19 protein-coding genes are annotated in these 20,778 nt (G+C 39.8%); 14 read left to right on the top strand and 5 right to left on the bottom strand.

What is annotated here, in order from left to right; genetic code table 11:
- Window positions 1-28 precede the first annotated feature (28 nt).
- The 3 genes from csrA to alaS all read right to left on the bottom strand — a co-directional run bounded on the left by csrA (window position 29) and on the right by alaS (window position 4,848).
- A complete protein-coding gene (gene csrA, locus BBP83_RS07665; RefSeq protein ID WP_068887124.1) occupies window positions 29-283 on the bottom strand; it encodes a carbon storage regulator CsrA in 255 nt (84 codons plus the stop codon).
- A 240-nt stretch (window positions 284-523) separates the two neighbouring features.
- The gene (locus BBP83_RS07660; protein ID WP_068887123.1) at window positions 524-1,804 is read right to left on the bottom strand and encodes an aspartate kinase; all 1,281 of its coding nucleotides are present in this window, start codon (window positions 1,802-1,804) and stop codon (window positions 524-526) included.
- Window positions 1,805-2,160: 356 nt separating this feature from the next.
- Window positions 2,161-4,848 (bottom strand): alanine--tRNA ligase, encoded by a 2,688-nt coding sequence (gene alaS, locus BBP83_RS07655; RefSeq protein WP_171258061.1) that lies wholly within the window; start codon window positions 4,846-4,848, stop codon window positions 2,161-2,163.
- A 369-nt stretch (window positions 4,849-5,217) separates the two neighbouring features.
- On the opposite strand from alaS, the gene BBP83_RS07650 reads away from it, so the two are divergent.
- Together BBP83_RS07650 and BBP83_RS07645 are read left to right on the top strand one after the other, a co-directional pair.
- Window positions 5,218-6,240, top strand: a complete 1,023-nt coding sequence (locus tag BBP83_RS07650; protein WP_068887118.1) for a type I glyceraldehyde-3-phosphate dehydrogenase — start codon at window positions 5,218-5,220, stop codon at window positions 6,238-6,240.
- A 189-nt stretch (window positions 6,241-6,429) separates the two neighbouring features.
- Window positions 6,430-6,732, top strand: a complete 303-nt coding sequence (locus BBP83_RS07645; RefSeq protein WP_068887116.1) for a hypothetical protein — start codon at window positions 6,430-6,432, stop codon at window positions 6,730-6,732.
- 235 nt (window positions 6,733-6,967) lie between these two features.
- Here BBP83_RS07645 and BBP83_RS07640 read toward each other — a convergent pair whose 3' ends face one another.
- Complete coding sequence (locus BBP83_RS07640; RefSeq protein WP_068887114.1) at window positions 6,968-7,486, bottom strand: hypothetical protein; 519 nt, start codon at window positions 7,484-7,486, stop codon at window positions 6,968-6,970.
- A 435-nt stretch (window positions 7,487-7,921) separates the two neighbouring features.
- Between BBP83_RS07640 and BBP83_RS07635 the strand changes: the two genes are divergently transcribed.
- The 4 genes from BBP83_RS07635 (at window position 7,922) to BBP83_RS07620 (ending at window position 11,951) form a co-directional block, all read left to right on the top strand.
- Entirely contained in the window at window positions 7,922-9,088 is a 1,167-nt protein-coding gene (locus BBP83_RS07635) for an ATP phosphoribosyltransferase regulatory subunit (protein WP_068887112.1), read from the top strand.
- A gap of 71 nt (window positions 9,089-9,159) precedes the next feature.
- Window positions 9,160-10,479: an adenylosuccinate synthase gene (locus BBP83_RS07630; protein WP_068887110.1), complete on the top strand. Its 1,320-nt coding sequence runs from the start codon at window positions 9,160-9,162 to the stop codon at window positions 10,477-10,479.
- 268 nt (window positions 10,480-10,747) lie between these two features.
- Window positions 10,748-11,056 (top strand): hypothetical protein, encoded by a 309-nt coding sequence (locus tag BBP83_RS07625; RefSeq protein ID WP_068887108.1) that lies wholly within the window; start codon window positions 10,748-10,750, stop codon window positions 11,054-11,056.
- A 115-nt stretch (window positions 11,057-11,171) separates the two neighbouring features.
- A complete protein-coding gene (locus BBP83_RS07620) occupies window positions 11,172-11,951 on the top strand; it encodes a M48 family metallopeptidase (RefSeq protein ID WP_068887106.1) in 780 nt (259 codons plus the stop codon).
- Window positions 11,952-12,325: 374 nt separating this feature from the next.
- Here the strand turns inward: BBP83_RS07620 and BBP83_RS07615 are convergent, their stop codons facing one another.
- Window positions 12,326-12,793, bottom strand: coding sequence for a MarR family winged helix-turn-helix transcriptional regulator (locus tag BBP83_RS07615; RefSeq protein WP_068887104.1), 468 nt, complete (start codon window positions 12,791-12,793; stop codon window positions 12,326-12,328).
- 146 nt (window positions 12,794-12,939) lie between these two features.
- Here BBP83_RS07615 and BBP83_RS07610 point away from each other — a divergent pair, with 146 nt between their 5' ends.
- From BBP83_RS07610 to BBP83_RS07575, 8 genes are all read left to right on the top strand, one after another.
- A complete protein-coding gene (locus tag BBP83_RS07610; protein ID WP_068887102.1) occupies window positions 12,940-14,052 on the top strand; it encodes an amidase in 1,113 nt (370 codons plus the stop codon).
- Between the two features lie 18 nt (window positions 14,053-14,070).
- Window positions 14,071-15,237 carry an acyl-CoA dehydrogenase family protein gene (locus BBP83_RS07605; RefSeq protein WP_068887100.1) on the top strand — a complete coding sequence of 389 codons (1,167 nt, stop codon included), beginning with the start codon at window positions 14,071-14,073 and terminating at the stop codon, window positions 15,235-15,237.
- A gap of 30 nt (window positions 15,238-15,267) precedes the next feature.
- Window positions 15,268-15,795, top strand: a complete 528-nt coding sequence (locus tag BBP83_RS07600) for a nuclear transport factor 2 family protein (protein WP_068887098.1) — start codon at window positions 15,268-15,270, stop codon at window positions 15,793-15,795.
- 30 nt (window positions 15,796-15,825) lie between these two features.
- Complete coding sequence (locus BBP83_RS07595) at window positions 15,826-17,103, top strand: aromatic ring-hydroxylating oxygenase subunit alpha (protein WP_068887096.1); 1,278 nt, start codon at window positions 15,826-15,828, stop codon at window positions 17,101-17,103.
- A gap of 10 nt (window positions 17,104-17,113) precedes the next feature.
- Complete coding sequence (locus tag BBP83_RS07590) at window positions 17,114-17,599, top strand: aromatic-ring-hydroxylating dioxygenase subunit beta (RefSeq protein ID WP_068887094.1); 486 nt, start codon at window positions 17,114-17,116, stop codon at window positions 17,597-17,599.
- A gap of 9 nt (window positions 17,600-17,608) precedes the next feature.
- Window positions 17,609-18,346 carry an SDR family NAD(P)-dependent oxidoreductase gene (locus tag BBP83_RS07585; RefSeq protein ID WP_068887092.1) on the top strand — a complete coding sequence of 246 codons (738 nt, stop codon included), beginning with the start codon at window positions 17,609-17,611 and terminating at the stop codon, window positions 18,344-18,346.
- Between the two features lie 34 nt (window positions 18,347-18,380).
- A complete protein-coding gene (locus tag BBP83_RS07580) occupies window positions 18,381-19,334 on the top strand; it encodes a PDR/VanB family oxidoreductase (protein ID WP_068887661.1) in 954 nt (317 codons plus the stop codon).
- 76 nt (window positions 19,335-19,410) lie between these two features.
- Complete coding sequence (locus BBP83_RS07575; RefSeq protein WP_068887090.1) at window positions 19,411-20,367, top strand: p-hydroxyphenylacetate 3-hydroxylase reductase component; 957 nt, start codon at window positions 19,411-19,413, stop codon at window positions 20,365-20,367.
- Window positions 20,368-20,778 lie beyond the last annotated feature (411 nt).

Genomic DNA, 20,778 nt, shown 5'->3' with positions numbered 1-20,778 from the left:
CGCTTTATTTTTCACTGAACAATGAATCTTAACGATTAAAATTGTTTTGTGAAAGATTCTCATCTTCGAAAGAAGGTTGATAATCTTGATCGATATGTTGAAGGTGCTCGTGCATAGCGCGTTCATGTTGAATACGTTGGTAAATTTCTTCACGATGAACAGATACTTCTTTTGGAGCATTTACGCCAATGCGTACTTGATTGCCTTTAACACCAAGTACAGTAACGCTTACTTGGTCTCCAATCATTAATGTTTCTCCGACGCGACGAGTCAGAATCAGCATGTTTATCTCCTTGCAAAACGCTAAACCTGCAGTTGATTTGAATGTAAAAACATAACTTGAAAAGCAAAAAAATTATTAGAGATCTATAACAATCTCCGTTATAGATGGAATTCTAACAAAATTTTCTAAAAAACCTCATGGTTAATATAGCAGAGCCACTATAGGAAAAACTATAGTGGCTCTGTTTTTTTATAACATTTTTCAGAAACTGTCTAACAATGACAATTTTTGATCTATTTATTAGCTACGAATAGTTGATTCGCCATGTTCACGGTCTAAACCAAATGCGGTATGTAATGTACGTACTGCAAGTTCTAAGTAGTTTTCTTCAATGATGACTGAAATTTTTATTTCAGACGTTGAAATCATTAAAATATTAATGCCTTCTTGGGCTAATGCAGTAAACATTTTACTTGCAACGCCTGCGTGTGAACGCATACCAACACCAACAATCGATACTTTTACGATATCAGAACGGGTTGCAACTTCACGAGCACCAATTTTCTTTGCGGTATCTTCAAGAATAGTTTTAGCTTTAGCTAATTCACCACGGTTAACCGTAAAGGTGAAATCGGTTGTACCATCTTCTTCAACGTTTTGGATAATCATATCCACTTCAACGTTAGCATCACCAATTGGACATAAAATTTTAGCTGCAATACCTGGTTCATCAGGCACACCTAAAATTGTTAATTTTGCTTCGTCACGGTTAAATGCGATACCAGAGATAATTGGCTGTTCCATGTTGTCTTCCAATTCAGTAGTAATAAGAGTGCCGACGTTTTGTTTAAAGTCTTCATCAAATGCGCCATCATTGTCATTATCAAAACTTGATAAAACACGCAAAGGCACTTGATATTTCCCTGCAAATTCAACTGAACGAATTTGAAGAACTTTAGAACCAAGAGATGCCATTTCTAGCATTTCTTCAAATGAAATACGATCTACTTTTTTTGCTTTAGGTGCAACACGCGGGTCGGTGGTGTAAACACCATCTACATCGGTGTAAATTTGGCATTCTTCTGCTTTGAGTGCGGCAGCAAGTGCAACACCTGAGGTATCTGAACCGCCACGGCCTAATGTCGTGGTGTTGCCTTCAGTATCAAAACCTTGGAAGCCAGCAACAACAATGACGCGTCCAGCATCAAGGTGATGGGTCATCACATCGGTATCAATTGCTTCAATACGTGCCTTGGTAAATGCGCTGTCGGTTTTAATACCAACTTGACGGCCTGTAAGTGACTTAGCTTTAACACCAATTGAATTGAGTGCCATTGCTAACATCGAAATCGTTACCTGTTCACCAGTAGAGACCATTTGGTCTAACTCGCGTGGGTCAGGGGTGTCCGTAATGGCTTTCGCTAAAGCAAGTAGGCGATTGGTTTCGCCACTCATTGCAGACACAACCACCACAATTTTGTGGCCGTTGTCATGCCAGCGCTTTACACGACGAGCAACATTTAAAATGCGCTCTGGAGTACCCATTGAGGTGCCGCCATATTTTTGAACGATTAATGCCATAACTATCCTTACCAAGTAAATAAGTCTAACGACTTAAAGCACTTACACATATTTGACTCTCTCTTTTGAAGAGGGAGAATCAATATACCACGTAGCTCCTAAACTCATTCCTTGTTTTAAGGAGGGAGTTTATTGGGATACTTTGCACCCAAAAGGCATTTTTACATGATCGCCTTTCAGACTCCTTCTTTGTCATTTATCCAGCGGTTGACTTGTGAAGGCCCAACATGATGACGTTTTTTTGTATCTAAAACCTGCTTTTTGCTTTAGGTCATACTGAATTGAAGCATGATAGAAAAAAACAGGAGGAGGCAAAGTCTAATGTATAACTAAACTTTGCCCATAAGGCTTTGGTCTTATTTTTGCGCTAACCAAGTGGTTAAGTTGGCCATTACTGGAACTAATTTGTCATTCAATGGCGCGCCACCTTGTGCCAAATCTGGTTTACCACCACCTTTACCACCCAGTTCTTGGCCTAAGTGTTTAATGATGTCGCCAGCTTTTACGGCTGCCGTAAACTCTTGAGCAACAGAAGCAATTAAGCTAACTTTATCGGCATCAACTGCCGCAATCACAATAATGGCATTGTCTAATTTAGATTTAACACCGTCATGCAAATTACGAAGTGATTTCGCATCTGTATTATGTACTGTGGTAATTAAAGTTTGACGGCCAGCAATGGTTTGCACTTGGCTCAATAGCTCGGCTGCTTGGAAGCTAGCCAATTTCTGATTCAGTTGCTCAATTTGTTTTTGCAAGCTAGAGGCTGTAGAGGCTAAAAGTTCAACTTTTTCTACAGTTTGATCTTTTTGCGCTTTGAGCAAGTCATTGATTGCATGAATGTCACGATCCGCTTTTTGTGCAACTTCAACCGCTTTGATCCCTGTAATTGCTTCAATACGACGAATACCTGCCGCTACGCCACCTTCAGAGGTAATCTTGAATAAACCAATATCACCTGTGCGTTTGACGTGAATACCACCACAAAGTTCAATCGAGAAGTTTTTATCTTCTTGGATTGAGCCCATAGAAAGTACACGAACTTCATCACCGTATTTTTCACCAAATAGCATCATCGCGCCTTTGTTTTTGGCAGATTCGATGTCGAGCAATTCAGTAGAAACGGCTGTGTTGGCAATGACTTCACGATTTACAATGCGTTCAATTTCTTGAAGTTGTTCGAAGGTCACAGGCTGATCGTTGGCAAAGTCAAAACGTAAGAGTTCGCTAGCAACCAAAGAACCTTTTTGTTGTACATGAGCACCCAATACTTGACGAAGGGCTGCATGTAAAAGGTGAGTCGCAGAGTGGTTACGTGCCGTTGCTTCACGAATATCGGCTTGAACAATGGCTTCAACAGACTGAGTTGCTTTTAAACTACCTACAGTCACGATACCTTGATGGACAAAAGCCCCACCAGATTTTTTAGTATCTTGAACTTCAAAAATACCGGTTTCATTTTTGAATAGACCTGTATCACCAATTTGACCACCGCTTTCTGCATAGAAAGGCGTCTGGTTCAACACGATTAATGCTTCATCGCCTTCATTGACTTCGTCAACTTGTTCGCCATCTTTATAGATCGCAATAATTTGACCTTGACCTTGAGTTGCATCGTAACCGTCAAATTGCGTTTCGCCTTCAACATTCACAATACTGTTGTAGTCAATGGTAAACTTACCTGCATCACGTGCACGTTGACGTTGTGCAGTCATTTCAACTTCAAAGCCAGCTTCGTCAATGGTTAAATCACGTTCACGGGCAATATCAGCGGTTAAGTCAGCAGGGAAGCCGTAAGTATCGTAAAGTTTAAAGACCACAGCACCTGGAATGACTGAACCTTTTAGGTTTACAAGTTCACCTTCAAGTAGTTTTAGACCTTGCTCAAGCGTTTTAGCGAACTGTTCTTCTTCTTTTAATAATAAAGCTTCAATACGTGCTTGGTTTGCAGCAAGTTCTGGATAAGCAACACCCATTACATCAACAAGCGGTTGAAGCATTTTATGGAAGAATGAGCCTGTTGCACCCAGCTTATTGCCGTGACGGACTGCACGACGAATAATGCGACGAAGCACATAGCCACGACCTTCATTCGATGGGTTTACGCCATCAGCAATGAGGAAGCAACATGAACGCGCATGGTCTGCTACAACTTTTAAAGACGCAGGGTAGTCGACAGGTGTGTTGTTTTCTGCAGCTTTAATTGCAGTGGTGTCTAAACCAATAATTTCTGCAGCATTACGCAATAGGTTTTGGAACAAGTCGATTTCGTAGTTTGAATTGACATGTTGTAAAACGGCAGAAATACGTTCTAAGCCCATACCTGTATCTACAGATGGTGCAGGAAGTGCATGTAATACGCCATCAGCAGTACGATTGAACTGCATGAATACGTTGTTCCAGATTTCAATGAAACGGTCGCCATCTTCTTCAGGTGTGCCTGGTAAGCCACCCCAAATGTGGTCGCCATGATCAAAGAAAATTTCAGAACAAGGGCCACACGGGCCTGTATCACCCATTGCCCAGAAGTTATCAGATGCGTATTGACCGCCTTTATTATCGCCAATGCGAATAATACGGCTAGCATCTAAGCCAATGTCTTTGTTCCAGATGTCAAATGCTTCATCATCTGTGTGATACACAGTGGCATAAAGTTTATCTTTAGGGAGAGCAAGCCAGTTGTCACCTGTTAGGAATTCCCAAGCAAATTTGATGGCATCACGTTTAAAGTAATCACCAAAAGAGAAGTTGCCCAACATTTCAAAGAATGTGTGATGGCGAGCTGTATAACCTACGTTATCTAAGTCGTTATGCTTACCGCCTGCACGTACGCATTTTTGTGATGAGGTTGCACGTACATAATCGCGTTTTTCTAGACCTAAGAAACAGTCCTTAAACTGGTTCATACCTGCGTTGGTAAACAATAAAGTTGGGTCGTTGGCAGGTACTAGAGAACTTGACGCGACACGTGTATGCCCTTGCGATTCAAAATAGCTTAGAAAAGCTTCGCGGATTTCAGCTGATGTCATAAAACGAGTACTCACACCAAGTCACTCCATAATTTCGATTTGGCTTATAGTATTTCGAGTGAGTCTTACTTCGATAAAGCTCACGAGAGATACCGGCTTAAAATTTTTAAAACGCCAAATTATAACGGAAAATGGCGTATCGACCAATGATTTTAATTTAACTGTGTGAATTTTTGTGGAATTTTAGGAACGAACCAGTACAAATAAAGTTAGGGGAATAATCATTAGAAATGTATGGGGATATTTAAGTCAGGTTATTATTAAATTACAAAGTGGTAAAACGCGTGATAAATAAGGCTTAAAGGAATTAATGATAACGATTAAGTGCGAATATCTATTAATATACTCAGTGCTTTGTAATTGTTTCAAAATGAAGGAAAAGGCATGCAACGAGTGGCAATTAATGGGTTTGGCCGAATTGGGCGCAATGTTTTACGTGCATGGTTTGAAAATCCGAAAGTATTTCATTTTGAAATTGTTGCAATCAATGATGTTGCCGATATTGATACACTTTTGCATTTGTTTAAATATGATTCCACACATGGTCGCTTTCAGGGCACTGTCAGCATAGAAGTTGAAAACGATAAGCAATACTTGAATATTCAAGCAGGTACATCAGTTTTACGTGTACAAGTTTTACAAAATGAGCAACCGATTGATTTGCCGTGGCAAGCGCTAAATATTGATGTGGTGTTGGAATGTACAGGGTTATTTCGCTCACGAGAAGCCGCGACTCAGCATGTTACAGCAGGTGCAAAACGCGTCATCATTGGTGCAGCACCGTTTGATAGTGTCGATGTCGCTATTGTGTACGGTGTGAATCACAATGAGGTAAAAGCAACAGACCAAATTATTTCCAGTGTGTCATGTACCACGCAGGCCTTGGTGCCTTTGGTTAAAATTATTGATGATGCCTTTGGCATAGAGTCCGCAATGATGACGGAAATTCATGCCGTGACAGCAGATCAATCGGTGCTAGATCATGCACACCGTGATTTGCGTCGCGCACGAGCATCGGGTCAAAATATTATTCCTACTACATCTTCTGCTGTGGGCGCGTTGAAACGAGTCATGCCCAAAATGGAAAATCGCATAGATGGCTTTTCTATTCGTGTTCCGACCATTAATGTGGCTGCCATAGACCTGACATTTATTTCGCAATCACCTGTGACCATGCATAAAGTGAACGAGGTATTGGTAAAGTCGGCAGCACAAGATTATGCAGCCATTATGTCAGTCACAGATGAACCTTTAGTTTCAAGCGATTTTAACCATTCACCTTATTCGTTGGTTGTAGATTTGAGCCAAACCATGGTGGTTGGTCGCCAAGTTAAAGTTTTTGCTTGGTATGACAATGAATGGGGGTATGCAAACCGCTTACTAGATTTGTGTGAGTCCTTTGCTTAAAGGCGTTAAGAAGCATCTTCGGATGCTTCTATTTGGTCGTATCGAAATTAAAAAACTATGATTAGAATACATTTTGGCAGGTGATCGATGTTTTTAGTCGAAAAAATATGAAATTGTTGTTTTTTCTGAAAATATTGATTTAAAAATTGGTTAAGATAAAGTCAATTAAAGATTAAAAGAGCGATGCTGATGATTTTATTGTGGGGATTTATTTTTTTACTTGCCTTGGCGGTTATTTTTCTTATTTGGTTACAGTTTAATAATCAAGAAGATAATGCTGAAATATCAGCCAATCTACATTTGGAAGAAAAAATTGTTCATTTAGAGGAAAACCTAAAAAAGACCTTGGAAATTATGCAAGATCTCGCCAAAAAAATGCATGTACAGCAAGAAGCGATGGATCATACCTCGCACAAATTGCAACAGGTTGAATTACAGAATGCTGAGTTGGTTACTTTATTGGCAAAAATAGTGGATCCGAAAGGCGAATAATGGCAGGGGTTTGCGACTTTTTTTATGTATGTTGATGGTAGATCTAGATACATGTCGGAAATTTAAAACCCAACGTTTAAATAAAATTATCAATATGCAAAATGTCAAAACAGAAATACCATTGCAAAAGTTAAGCTCAGCACAGAATTGCCAATGTTGTAAATAATTGAGTTTATGTTTTAAATATAGGATGAATGCCTAAGAATACGTATACGCATCTTAGGCATTGTTTTTTTTATTGTTCAGCTTTTTCGTTTAAAAAACCTTCTTTAATGTTTTTGGGCATATCAGTATGCCACCACAGATAAATATTGGCTTTAATCTCTTGGTCTTCTTCTGGGTCATTGAAGGGTTCATCATCTTCACGAATAAGTTCATCGCCATTAAATTTAAACCAAAATTCCCAAGGGTCATCGTCTCCACAGCCCCATGCTTGAGCATGAATATCTGGAACCAATGCTTTTAAGAAAAGCAGAATTGCTTCAACAAATTCATCACCCGCTGAACCATGCACAAAATGAGCAATTGAATAGCCTTCAACTGAGCATAATGATTCTGGGCCTAAATCAAATTCAATATTATCAACCGTATTTAAAATATCTTCGGCAAGTTCTTGTCCACAGTGTGGGTTTAGTTCAATTGCGACAGCAGTAAATGTATCTGCATTGCCATGATGTTCTTTAAATAAGCGGTCAATATTTGACATTATTTGCACATTTTTATGCTTGTAATACAGATTACTGTGTAATTCCATCTGATTTTTCCCCTAAGAAAATAATGTTATAAGCGCATTGAATAAAGCGCTATTGTTTATATGTATTGCTGTTTAATTCAGCGAAATTATAAGATATACGCAAAAAAAAATGTAAGTCTTTCTTAATTGGAAATATAAGAAAAAACAACCAATTGAATAAAAATTATCAATGGATTTAGCGATGTTCGTGGTTGTCCCAGATAGCGACTGTAAAGGCTTAGACCTTGTGATGTTATTCATTGATTAAAACTGACTTTTTCAACTTCTACCTACGTCAAAAACGTTCAGAAGTTTTATTTGGCATTATTAATGATTATTTTCCTAAATTGTCTGGTGCATGCTGAAAACGAACGTGATAGACTATGAGAAATCGGGTGTGTTCCCGATTTTTTTATGCGGATTCGTTCCGCGCTGACAAGTATTTAGGTTTACAACATGCCCATTTCAGAGACATGGTTATTACCTGATGGTGTAGCTGATGTATTACCAGAACAAGCGCAAGTGATTGAAATTTTGCGCCGTGAAGCATTAGATTTCCTCGCATCTCGAGGTTTTCAGCTGGTGTACACGCCATTTATCGAATACATCGAATCTCTTTCTTCTCTTTCAGAATCGAATCAAGATTTAGACTTAGCCACTTTTAAAGTTATTGACCAATTATCTGGTCGATTGCTTGGTGTGCGTGCCGATATGACACCACAAGTGGCCCGTATCGATGCGCATGTACATCCAGTGGAAGGCGTAGCACGTTATTGTTACGCTGGCACGGTTTTACATACGAAACCTCAGGGTTTTAATACCACACGTGCCCCATTGCAATTGGGTGCAGAATTATTTGGTTCAGACAGTATTGATGCTGACGTTGAAATGGTTGACGTCATGTTAAGTTTGCTTCAAAAAGCAGGTTTGGCAAATGGTATCCATCTAGATTTAGGGCATGTGGGTTTGTTCCGCAGCTTAGTCAAGCATGCAGGCCTATCTAAAGCGACCGAGCGTCGACTTTCAGATTTGTATCAACGTAAAGCTTTACCTGAACTTGCTGAATTTACACAAACCTTAAAATTCGGTGCAGATTTCTACAATCTTGGTCGTTATGCAAGTGATTTAGATGCACTTCAAAACAATTTAAGTGCTGAAATTATTGCTGATGTCGAATTTAAAAGTGCATTTGATGTTGTGAAAAAGACCCAGTCAGAAATTCAAGCGCGTTGGCCAGAACTTCATATTGGTATAGATGTTGTAGAACTTCGTTCATACCATTATCACACTGGTTTAATGTATGCAGTCTATGCACCAAACCGCGCAGCCCCATTGGCTCAAGGTGGGCGCTATGATGGTATTGGTGAACACTTTGGACGTGCGCGTCCAGCAACAGGGTTTTCTTGTGACTTATATGCACTGAGTGCAGGTCAATTTAAGCAAATTCATACAGTTGTTGCACCGAAGGGCACAGACAAAGCGTTGCTTGAAGCAATCGCAAATGTTCGTGACCAAGGCTTTAGTGTAATTCAATTATTAGGTAATGATGGTTTAAACTCGATTCCGAATGCAACACACCAAATGGTTCTTGTAGCGGGTGAGTGGAAAGTCGAAACAATTTAGTTGCATAGCTGAATGTTTAGGTCATTCAGTTTTGCTTTTCAATTTTAACAGCATGGTGTAATGAGGCTATTATGGGCAAGAATGTTGTGGTACTTGGTACCCAATGGGGCGACGAAGGCAAAGGCAAGATCGTCGACCTGCTCACAGATCAAGCGGCTGCAGTTGTTCGCTATCAAGGCGGTCACAACGCTGGCCATACTCTCGTCGTTGGTGGTAAGAAAACTGTATTACACCTCATTCCATCTGGCATCTTACGTGAAAACGTACTGTGCTTAATTGGCAATGGTGTTGTACTTTCACCTGAAGCGCTGATTAAAGAAATGGACATCCTTGAAAAAGAAGGTGTACCTGTTCGTGAACGTCTGCGTATTTCTCCAAACTGCCCATTGATTCTTCCGCATCACATTGCGTTAGACCAAGCACGTGAAATTAAGCGTGGCAATGCAAAAATTGGTACAACAGGCCGTGGTATTGGCCCAGCGTACGAAGATAAAGTTGCACGTCGTGCAATTCGTGTTGCTGACTTGGTTCGTGGTGGTGCTCATCTTAAAGCGCAGCTTGAAGAATTGCTTGAATACCATAACTTCCAGTTAACTCAATTCTTTGGTGTAGAAGCCGTAAATGTTGATGATGTGATTGCACTGTGTGATGAATGGCGTAAAGTCGTTGCTCCACTTGTGATTGATGTTACAACTGAGCTTCATAACTACCGTAGAAACGGCGACAACATCATGTTTGAAGGCGCTCAAGGTTCACTTCTTGACGTTGACCATGGTACATATCCGTATGTAACATCTTCAAACACTACAGCGGGTGGCGTAAGCTCAGGTTCTGGTCTAGGTCCATTGCACCTTGACTACGTTCTTGGTATTACCAAAGCTTATACAACACGTGTCGGTGCTGGTCCATTCCCAACTGAGTTGGTATATGACGCTGCAAATGACGTGGGTGATGCAATTGGTAAGCATCTTGGAACTAAAGGTTCTGAGTTTGGTGCTTCTACAGGTCGTCAGCGTCGTTGTGGTTGGTTTGATGCAGAAATTTTACGCCGTTCAGTGGATGTAAACTCACTGTCTGGTATTTGCTTAACTAAACTTGACGTTCTTGATGGTTTAGAAGAAATTAAAATCTGTGTCGGTTATGAAGCTGCTGATTCTGGTTGTGTCGGTTCTTCTGATGCACTTGCATTTGAAGCACTTAAACCAATTTATGAAACAATGCCGGGTTGGTCAGAATCTACTTTTGGTGCAAAATCTTTAGATCAATTGCCACAAAATGCGATCAATTACGTTAAACGTATTGAACAGTTAATTGAATGTCCAATCGACATCATTTCTACTGGTCCAGACCGTGAAGAAACCATGATTTTACGTCATCCATTCCAAGCTTAATCGGCTTAGAATAATGACCCAGAAGCCCTGCATTTGCAGGGCTTTTTTATTGATCACTGAAAAGGGTTGTTATACATTAAAAGAAAACGATTCTTGTTGAAATAGATGATTTTAGTGACTTTAATGTGCTGATCTAAGGCAATTGAACGCTATTTAGGGACTTGAATATTTCAAGGAATAAATCAAGACTAAAGTTTCAGTTTTGTTTACTGTACAAGACATGCAGAATTGTTAGAATGCAAGCCAATCATATTTCAGGCGATGCAGGATGCAGAAATACATAGCGGGAACCATTTTTTATTCTTTGCTTTTTGCCATGGGTGGTGCACCCACAATTGCGATGATCATTATCCGCGCACAAACGCAGAATCCAGAAATTATTTATAATGCGTTGATTGGTTTATCTGTCATTATTGCCTGCATTTTAGTACCAATTGTTCTCATTCAAAATGCGTATCTATTTTTTAAACGTAAAAGTGAAGCTCTGGAAGCAAAAGTCGAGCCGTTATGTCAGTTCTACTTGGTATTGAATGGTTGCTGTTTGGCTTATTGGCTCTACATTCAGTTTTTAGCCTAAAAGTTTACATAAATCCTATCAGAAACTGCTTTGTCTTCATTTAACTACCTAAATCTAAAGAATATAATTAGGGCAACTTAAATGTGGTTTAAGTACAGTTTTGGAGTTTTAAATAATGAATAAAAATATTTTAATGAGTGCCTGTGCACTAGTGACAGTCATGCTTTCGGGCTGTGCCACTGTTGCAGATATGGCTGGTGCGGACACGGCAACATTAAATGCATCGGCAGCGCAAAGTTATAATCAAATGGTCAGTGAAGCACGGGCAAAAAATCAGCTAGATACATCCTCTAGCGTTTATAAGCGTGTGAATAGTGTATTTTTACGTTTAAAACCGTATGCAGATCAAATGAATCAGACAGGTCAGCCTTTCCAATGGCAATTGTCTGTCTTTAAGTCAAATGAGCTGAATGCATTTGTAGCACCTGGGGGGAAAGTTGTGGTTTATACGGGAATTGTGACCCGTTTAAACTTAACCGATGCTGAAATTGCGGCCATTATGGGACATGAAATGGTGCATGCTTTAGAAGAGCATTCAAAAAGCAAGATTGGCGCTCAAGCCCTGACAGATTTGGCATTAAACATTGGTTTAAGCGCAGCTGGTAGTAATGTGGGTCAGTTGGGTACAGCAGCCGCGCAGTTGGGTAGTCAGGTCGGTGTGGGTTTGCCGTATTCACGTAACCTTGAAAGTCGTGCAGACCAAGGTGGTTTATTGCTCATGGCAAGAGCGGGTTATAACCCACAAGCGGCTATTACACTTTGGGAAAAAATGAATAAGCTAGAAGGGGCTGGCGGTTCTTCGTTCTTATCGACGCATCCATCAAATGGTCAGCGTATTGAAGCTATGCGTAAGAACTTACCAGTAGCGCAACAAATTTATAATCAACGTAAATAAAACATCTTAAAGTAAAATTTAGATCTTTATTTCGATAAAAAGAGCAGGGCGTAAGTTCTGCTTTTTTATATAAATTTTTTGCTTATAGGCATAAATGCTGAATCTGTTGCTTTGTTATTTTTCAATCTTAGATTTTATTGGTGGAATTAAGTCATTCGGAACAAACTTCAGATCAAGCAGTGCAGGTATTTAAACCCTTTTTGACCACGCTGGGCAAAATGAAGACATGGATATTCCTGCTTATAAGCGACAGGTGTTGCAAACCTTTCTCAGTAGAATTGAAACATCTAATGTTGCCACCAAGCCGAATCAATCACTCGTAAAACAAACCCATTTGCCATAATGGGCTTTTTTGATTAAGGCTATTTAATCTCTTAGCTAGATGGCATTAGCTCAAATATTTTTTTCATCTGCGCGTTGATTTGAATTAATTCTTCATCTTCAAATGCATTTAGAATACCTGAAAGTGTCACTTGGCTGATTTGATTAATTTGCTCTACCAACTTTTTTCCTTTTTCTGTCAACTTGACCATAGAGATGCGTTCGTCAGATTCGGAAGAAAAAACCTCGACAATGTCATCTTCAACTAGGCGATAAATAGCCTTGGTTGCAGTAGTCAGTTTAAGGGTCGATAAATTGGCAATTTCAGTAATACTAGCTTGTCCTAATGCATTGGTACTTAAAATAATTTTACGTCGTGTATTGTCTATTCCTAATTTTTTTATAGACTTCTCAATGAGCTGTGTATATTTCCCATTGACTTGGGAAATCCAGAAAAAAGGATAGCTTTGTAGACTGCTAGGTTCATTGTTGGGCAGAAAATTTTCTAAATGAGTAAGCATGGCAAAGTGATAACTTTGTGAAAACAGATAGTGACATTATACAAAAATAAAAAATATTTTCTTTGTTCTCTGTAATGAAAAATACTTGACAATTACATTGCTTTTTCAGATATTAGTCCTATATATAAAAATACATGGAAAAGTGAATGAATATTGTGGCAAAGGATGTCCAATTAGGGTCAGGAAAGTTCACTGTAATGGTTAAAGACTCTATCGATATTCAAGGTTTTCAGACTGTAGCAGGAAGTAAGGCGCTAGAGCATGTTCCTGTGGCTACGCAAAATGCTGTTGTGGTTGATCGTATTTTAGCTGCAGACTGTCAAATTACCGCTAAAACAAATTTGCATGAATTGGCCTTTGGCATTACTGGCATTAACCGTGCTTTTGGCACTGCGCTTAATCCTAAATATCCCGCACTCATTCCAGGTGGATCATCAAGCGGTTCGGCTGCCGCTGTGGCAGCAAAACTGGCTGATTTCACTTTAGGTACAGATACCGGTGGTTCAATTCGTATGCCAGCAGCCTGCTGTGGTGTTTTTGGTTTAAAGCCTACTTTTGGCCGTGTAAGCCGTGAAGGCGTGCATCCTGACAGTAGTTCATTAGACTGCGTTGGCCCATTTGCAAATTCAGTTCAGATGATTGAAACCGCTATGCAGATTATTGATCCAAGTTTTCACCCTGCAAAAGCCCTAGAGCAAGCGCCTAAGCTTGCAATACTTAATGTGCCGGCCAGTGACGAAGTGAATACATGTATTGCTGAATATCTTGTGCAAGCTGGATTAACTGTAGTGAATGTAGACCTTGCATCTTTTGATGATGCATTTCATGCGGGTATGCAAATTATCAACTTTGAAAACTGGCAGGCGTATGGTGCTTTAACTGAAACGGGTCTTTTGGGTTCAGATGTTCATGCTCGTTTACTGCAAGCCTCTGAAACGACGCAGCAACAGGTTACAGAAGCTGCACAAGTGAAAGAGCGTTTCACCCAAGAAGTAGATGCTTTACTGAGCCAATACGATGCATTGTTGTTACCAACCTTGCCACAAATTCCACCACTAGTTGCAGATGCAGAAAATACAGTTGCATTTTTGAATTTAACTGGGCTGGTTCGTCCATTTAATTTGTCGGGGCATCCTGCAATTTCAGTGCCTTTAGAGACAAAACAAGGTTTACCTGTTGGATTGCAAATCGTTGCTAAAAAAAATGCGGATGAACAGCTTTGTGCAATTGCTGAATTTGTCATGAAGGCAACGCAATAAGTTACAAGGAGTTAACGAATGAATGATTTATCTACAAAGGATTTTGTAATGGATAATACCGCAGTAGATTTGACGGCTTTGTGTCAGGAAATCCGTGAACGTGCATGTACGGGTGAATTTGATAATCAAGCTTATGTCAGTCAGGACATTATTGAAAAATTAAAAAAATTAGGTGTATATCGTGCATTTGTTCCGAAGCGTTTTGGTGGTTCTGAAATTTCGCCACGTACGTTTTGCGAGTTGATAGAAAAATTATCTATGGCCGATGGTTCTGTCGGATGGGTAGCCAGTTTTGGTATGAGCCCCGCTTATTTAGGAAGTTTGCCAGAAGAAACGCTCAAAGAGCTTTATAAAGATTCCCCTGATATTGTTTTTGCAGGCGGTATTTTTCCACCACAGCCAGCAGAAATGACCGATGAAGGTCTGGTTGTTAAAGGGCGCTGGAAATTTTCTAGTGGTTGCATGGGCGCCGATATTGTTGGTGTCGGTATTGCGCCACAAAAGGGCAATGAAGCACAAGGCTTGCCCCGCATGGCCGTCATGTCTGCAAAAAAAGTAAAAATTGAAATGACTTGGGATACCGTGGGCTTAAAAGGAACGGGAAGTCATGACCTCATCGTTGAAGATGTTTTGGTCGCGAAAGAGTGGACATTTGTACGCGGAGAGCCGTCTAAACTTCCAGAGCCATTTTTTAAATATCCGTCTTTGTCACTTGCAACTCAGGTCTTAACAGTCGTGGGGATTGGTGTAGCTGCTGCTGCTTTAGATGAATTTAAGAACCTCGCCCCAGGAAAGGCTTCTATTACGGGTGGTGCAGAAATTGCAAACCGTCCTGTAACTCAGTATGAATTTGCACAAGCAGAAGCTGAGTTTAAAGCTGCGCGTACATGGTTTTATGAAACTATGGATAACGTTTGGAGTGAAGTCGTTGCAGGTCGCACCCCAACTGCGGAACAAATCAGTGATATGCGTCTGTCTTGCACTCATGCTGCCCGTGTTGCTGCCCGCGTTGCCCGAAAAATGCAAATGCTCGCAGGGATGACCGCCATTTATACCAACAATGTATTTAGCCGTTTTGTGAATGACACCAATGTGGTGACTCAGCATGCCTTTATGGGAGATGCAACTTTACAAAATGCAGGTTTAATCAGCTTTGGCTTAAAACCAGCACCGGGCTATTTATAAGCAAATTGGCTTCATACGCGAGTATTTAGAATGAATGACAAAATGGATTTGACCGCAATTTTACAACGCTTAGCAGAATTGGAAGCGCACGTTGCAATTCGAAACTGCATAAATCGTTATATGGAAATTTGTGATGCTTTAGATGCCAATACTGACTTAAATGAATTAATGGATTTGTTTGACGAAGACAGTATTTGGGAAGGCATTGGCGAAAAATATGCACAATCTTTCGGTCATTTTAGTTCACGTCAAGCAATTCACGACATGTTTCAGGGCTATACCCAAAAAGAATCGCATTTCGTGATGAACGCACATTTTGTCAGTTCAGAACAAATCTATGTTGAAGATACGCATGCAAAAGCAACTTGGTTGATGTTGCAAACCTCAACATTCAGAGAGAATCAGAGCCATTTAAATGCAGCCAAACTCACTGTGACATTTAAGCAACAACAGGACGGACACTGGAAAATTAAGCATTTTCAAACGGAAAATATTTTTAGCCGACCAGTCTCTCATTGGAACAGTACAGCGACACTGCCAGTACCGTCTCAGAAATAATTCAAGGATAAATTTAAAAGGATCATTAACATGAACAGTATCATCCCAATGCAAAATATTGATATTGACTACAATGAACTCGTGCAATCAGACCGCGCACATACTTCTTTGTATAAAGATGAAAAAATCTTTGATGATGAAATGGAAAAAATCTATTACAGCACTTGGGTTTGGGTTGCGCATGCCAGCGAAATTCCAGATGCGGGTAGTTATAAAACCATGAATATCGGTAAGCAACCTGTGGTTGCAGTACGTGACCGTAAAAAGAAAGTTCATGTATTACTGAACCGTTGCCGTCACCGTGCTGCTACAGTTTGTGAGCATAAAAAAGGGAAAACCAATAGTTTTGTATGTCCTTACCACGGTTGGAGCTATGCCTTAGACGGTAGCTTGCGTGGTGTGCCATCTCCTGAAAGCTATGGTGAATGCTTAGATAAGTCTGAATTACCTTTGATTAGCCTGCGTGTTGAAGAATACAACGGTATGATTTTTGCCTCGTTCAACCAAGATGTTGAGCCGTTAGAAGATTTCCTTGGTGCTGCGAAAAAATGGATTGACCTGTTTATGAAACAGGGTGCGGGCTATCCAATCAAAGTTCTGGGCGAACATCGTTTTACCTTCCCTGGTAACTGGAAAATTCAGTTAGAAAATACCACTGATGCCTATCACTTCCCATTGGTGCATAAATCATTCTTAAGCTCTGTGGATGAGAAAACCGAAGAACTCTTTAACTTTGATAATCAGCCTGGTTTTGTTGAAGATTTAGGCAATGGTCACAGTGTGATGGTGATGATTCCTGAATTGGTCGATCTTGAAGAAGAATTGATGGAACGTCCTATTCAAGAACGTTTTGAAGATTTGGCTCAGGCTTTGCGTGATGAAGGTCATGAAGAGTTGGAGGTGCGTCGTATTGTTCGTGCTGTAGGTGGTTCTGGTTTTAACTTAAATATTTTCCCAAATATTGCGTGTTCAATGGCGTTCTTCCGTGTGATGCAACCAATTGCCGTTGATAAAACAGAAATTCATCATTCTGTAATTACCATGGATGGTGGGCCACAAACGGCCAACCAATACCGCTTACGCTTACATGAACATTTCCAAGGCCCATTTGGTTTTGGTACACCTGATGATGCAGAAGCATGGGAGCGTGTACAACATGGTGCCAGTGCAGGTGATGACTTATGGATCATGCTCAATCGTGGCCTACCAGGTGAAGTAAAAACTGAAGATGGTTTAAAAAGTGATGTCAGTGCTGAAACAGGTATGCGGGCTGCGTATCAGCAGTGGAAAAAGTTGATGACGGCTTAAGGAGAGAGCAATGAAAATCGATTTAAATTTATTGAATGAAGTGACTGCTTTTATTTGGGCCGAAGCGGATATGCTCGACCATTATGAACATGAAGCATGGTTAAATCTGTGGAATAAAACAGGCGTATATATTATTCCTATTGATCCAGCTTTGACGGATTATGAAAATAATTTGAACTATGCCTATGACAATCATCATATGCGTCAATTACGAGTAAACCGTTTAGACAATGGTGAAGCCATTTCAACTTCTCCAAAAGCCAATACCGTGCGTAGTGTGTCTCGTATTCGTATTATCAAAGATGAAGATGATGAAATCATTTTACGTTGCGCGCAAAACTTACGTGAGTTCCGCAAAGAAAACTTGAAACACTATACCGCAGATGTGACGTTTCACTTGATTCGAGATGCTGAACAAGGTTTTAAAATTAATCGTAAAATTATTAACTTAGTCAATTCTACCGATACTTTGGCTGGTATCAGTTACATTCTTTAGGAGAAGAACATGAAACAGGTTGTTTTAGTGACTGGTGCAGCATCGGGTTTGGGAAATGTCATTGCAGAATACTTTGCTAGCCAAGGTCATCAAGTGATTTTATCTGCAAGCACATTAGAAAAAGCTGAAGCAGCTAAAGTGCGCAGTGTAAATGCTAATAATATGTTTCCTTTGAAGCTAGATATTTCTGTTGAGGCAGACTTTCATGCTGCTGTGCAATGGATTGAAGAGAAATTTTCCAAACTTGATGTGTTAATAAATAACGCGACAGTTACTAAAGCAACGCCTGTTTTAGAGATTACTGCGGCTGATTTTGACTGGATTACTCAAGTGAATCAGCGCGGTACATTTCAGTCTTGTCAAATTATTGGCAAATATATGGCAGATAAAGGTTATGGCCGTATTGTCAATATGGCGTCCTTAGCGGGTCAAAACGGCGGTACAGCAACGGGGGCGCATTATGCAGCAACGAAAGGTGCCATTGTGACCCTGACGAAAATTTTTGCCAAAGAGTTTGCTGCCAAAGGTGTCACTGTCAATGCGGTCGCACCAGGCCCAATGGAATCTCCAATTGTGCATAGCGTGGTATCGGATGAAAAAATGGCACAGTTTATTCAGAATATTCCTGTCAAAGCTTTGGGCAGTATGGAATTTATTGCTGAAACATGTGCGTTATTGGCCAGTCCAAATGCCAGTTTCGTAACAGGTGCAACGTGGGATATTAACGGCGGATTATTTATGCGTTAAGCCTTGGGCTTGATGCATAAAAGGGAGATTCATGATGACTGAACTTTATAATGTTGTTGTCAAAAACCGCCATGTAGAAGGCGAAAATATTGCAGTCATGGAATTTGAATCTGCAACATCTACAACTTTACCTAAAATTGAAGCAGGTGCACATATTGATGTGCATTTGCCGAACGGCATGGTGCGACAGTATTCACTTTGTCAAAACCCGAGTGAAACAGGCATTTTTCGCTTAGGAATTTTGCGAGATCCTGAGTCACGCGGTGGCTCTGTATCTGCTTTTGATGATTTAAAAGATGGTATGCATATTCAGGTCAGTGAACCGAAGAACCTTTTTTCTTTGGTGAAAGCCAAGCATTCAGTATTGATTGGCGGTGGAATAGGCATTACACCACTGATTACGATGGCTTATCAGTTGGCTCATCAAGGCGAGTCTTTTGAGTTGCATTATTGTGGTGCAAGTCCAGAACGCTGTGCTTTTGTCGATGAAATTAAAAATGGGGAACTGGCTCAATTTACCACTTTCCATTTTAAATCCGAAGGTGCCAGTCACCGTGAGTTTTTCCAATCAGCCATACAAGATATTGATGTAGAAAGTCATATTTATACCTGTGGCCCGAATGGATTTATGGATTGGGTGATTAATTTAGCGCTTACACAGGAATTTCCTGAAAATCAAATTCACAAAGAATATTTTCAGGTAAACGTGGAAACGGGTGGCGATGCTTTTGAGGTTTTTGCTCAACAAAGTGGCAAAATTATTATGGTGAATGCTGAAGAAACCATTTTACAAGCTTTGGCACGCGAAGGCATTGAGATCGAAATGTCATGTGAGCAAGGGGTTTGCGGAACATGCATGTGCGATGTGATTGAAGGTGAACCAGATCACCGTGATGTGTATTTTACCGATGAAGAGAAAGCCAGCAATGAACAAATATTGGTGTGCTGTTCTCGGGCTAAATCGGCACGTCTCGTTTTAGATATTTAAATAAAGATAATTCAGATTGGAATTGCAAAGTATTGAGTCCACACAGGAACAGGACTGTAAAATTCAGGAGAGAAGCATGAACGCATTACAAACGATGGATAGTGTAAAAGTGGATCCAATGAAATTTAGACGCGCATTAGGCAATTTTGCGACTGGCGTCACCATTATGACGGCGCAGAATGCACAAGGCGAAAAGGTTGGCGTTACCGCAAATAGCTTTAACTCAGTTTCTTTAGATCCTGCATTAATTCTGTGGAGTATTGATAAAAAGTCTTCAAGTTTTCATGTGTTTGAACAAGCAACACATTTTGCAGTTAATATTTTGTCAGGTTCACAAATTGAACTTTCGAATAAGTTTTCACGCCGTAATATTGATAAATATGAAGGCACCAGTTTTCAAGAAGGCGCAGGACTGGCGCCAGTTTTAGACCACTGTTCGGCTGTATTTGAGTGTGAACGCCATCAAATTATTGAAGGCGGGGATCACTGGATTATTATTGGGAAAGTCGTAAATTTCCATGACGAAGGCCGTAGCCCACTGGTTTACCACCAAGGTGCTTATTCAGGTGTAACGCCACATCCTTTATTACAGGTAAAAGAATCAGTTGAAATGACCGATATTGGTGAAATGCATCAAGGGCATTTACATCGTAATGTTTGCTACTTAATGAGTCGTGCTTTTAAATTCTATCAAAATGACTATATTCCTAAACAACTTGTAACAGGTTTTCGTACCAGTGAAGCACGACTGTTACTGGTTTTAGGCAGTGGTACGGCCTCAAGTAAAGCAGACTTACCACGTGATATTGCGATGCCAATGCATGAAGTTGAGCAATCTGCATCTATTTTAGAAAAAGATGGTTTACTGATTGAAAGTGATGGCTTTTATAAGTTGACTGAAAAGGGCAAGAAAACAGCACATTATTTATTTGATATCGCAGACAGTCATCAAAATGAAGTTTTTGAAAAATACTCTGAAAATGAAAAAGAAATTTTTATTAAAATTTTAAAGGATATTGCGGGGATTAACTAAGTTAAACCACTAGGCAACTAATGTTGAAAAGCAATAGTTGCCTATTTTTTTATTATAATAATAACCAATAACAATAGCTTATGAGAGTAGCCGTTTTTTAGTCTAAGTAGACTAGCAGTACGCTTGCAAAAAATGATGTACCTCTAACACTTTATTAAAATTAGCTCTGATTTTTAAGTATTTTTTAATAGACATTTTCATTGTTTAGACTGCTTAATTGAACAAAATTAACCCTATTTTAAAATTGCCCAAAAGCTCAATACAGCTCTTGCATTGAAATTTTATAAAGATGATTTATTTCGTTATGTATTTTACGCATGAGTGAAAAATATTAAATATTAATCGATCATTGAGAAGAAGAATATTTATGAGATGAGTCAGATAGAGAATAGGTCTGTCATATTCTTCTAT

It is taken from the genome of Acinetobacter celticus (assembly GCF_001707755.1).
GTDB classification, from domain to species: Bacteria; Pseudomonadota; Gammaproteobacteria; order Pseudomonadales; family Moraxellaceae; genus Acinetobacter; species Acinetobacter celticus.
Note: the sequence above shows the minus strand (reverse complement) of the source record. Positions and strands in the feature narration are given on the sequence as shown.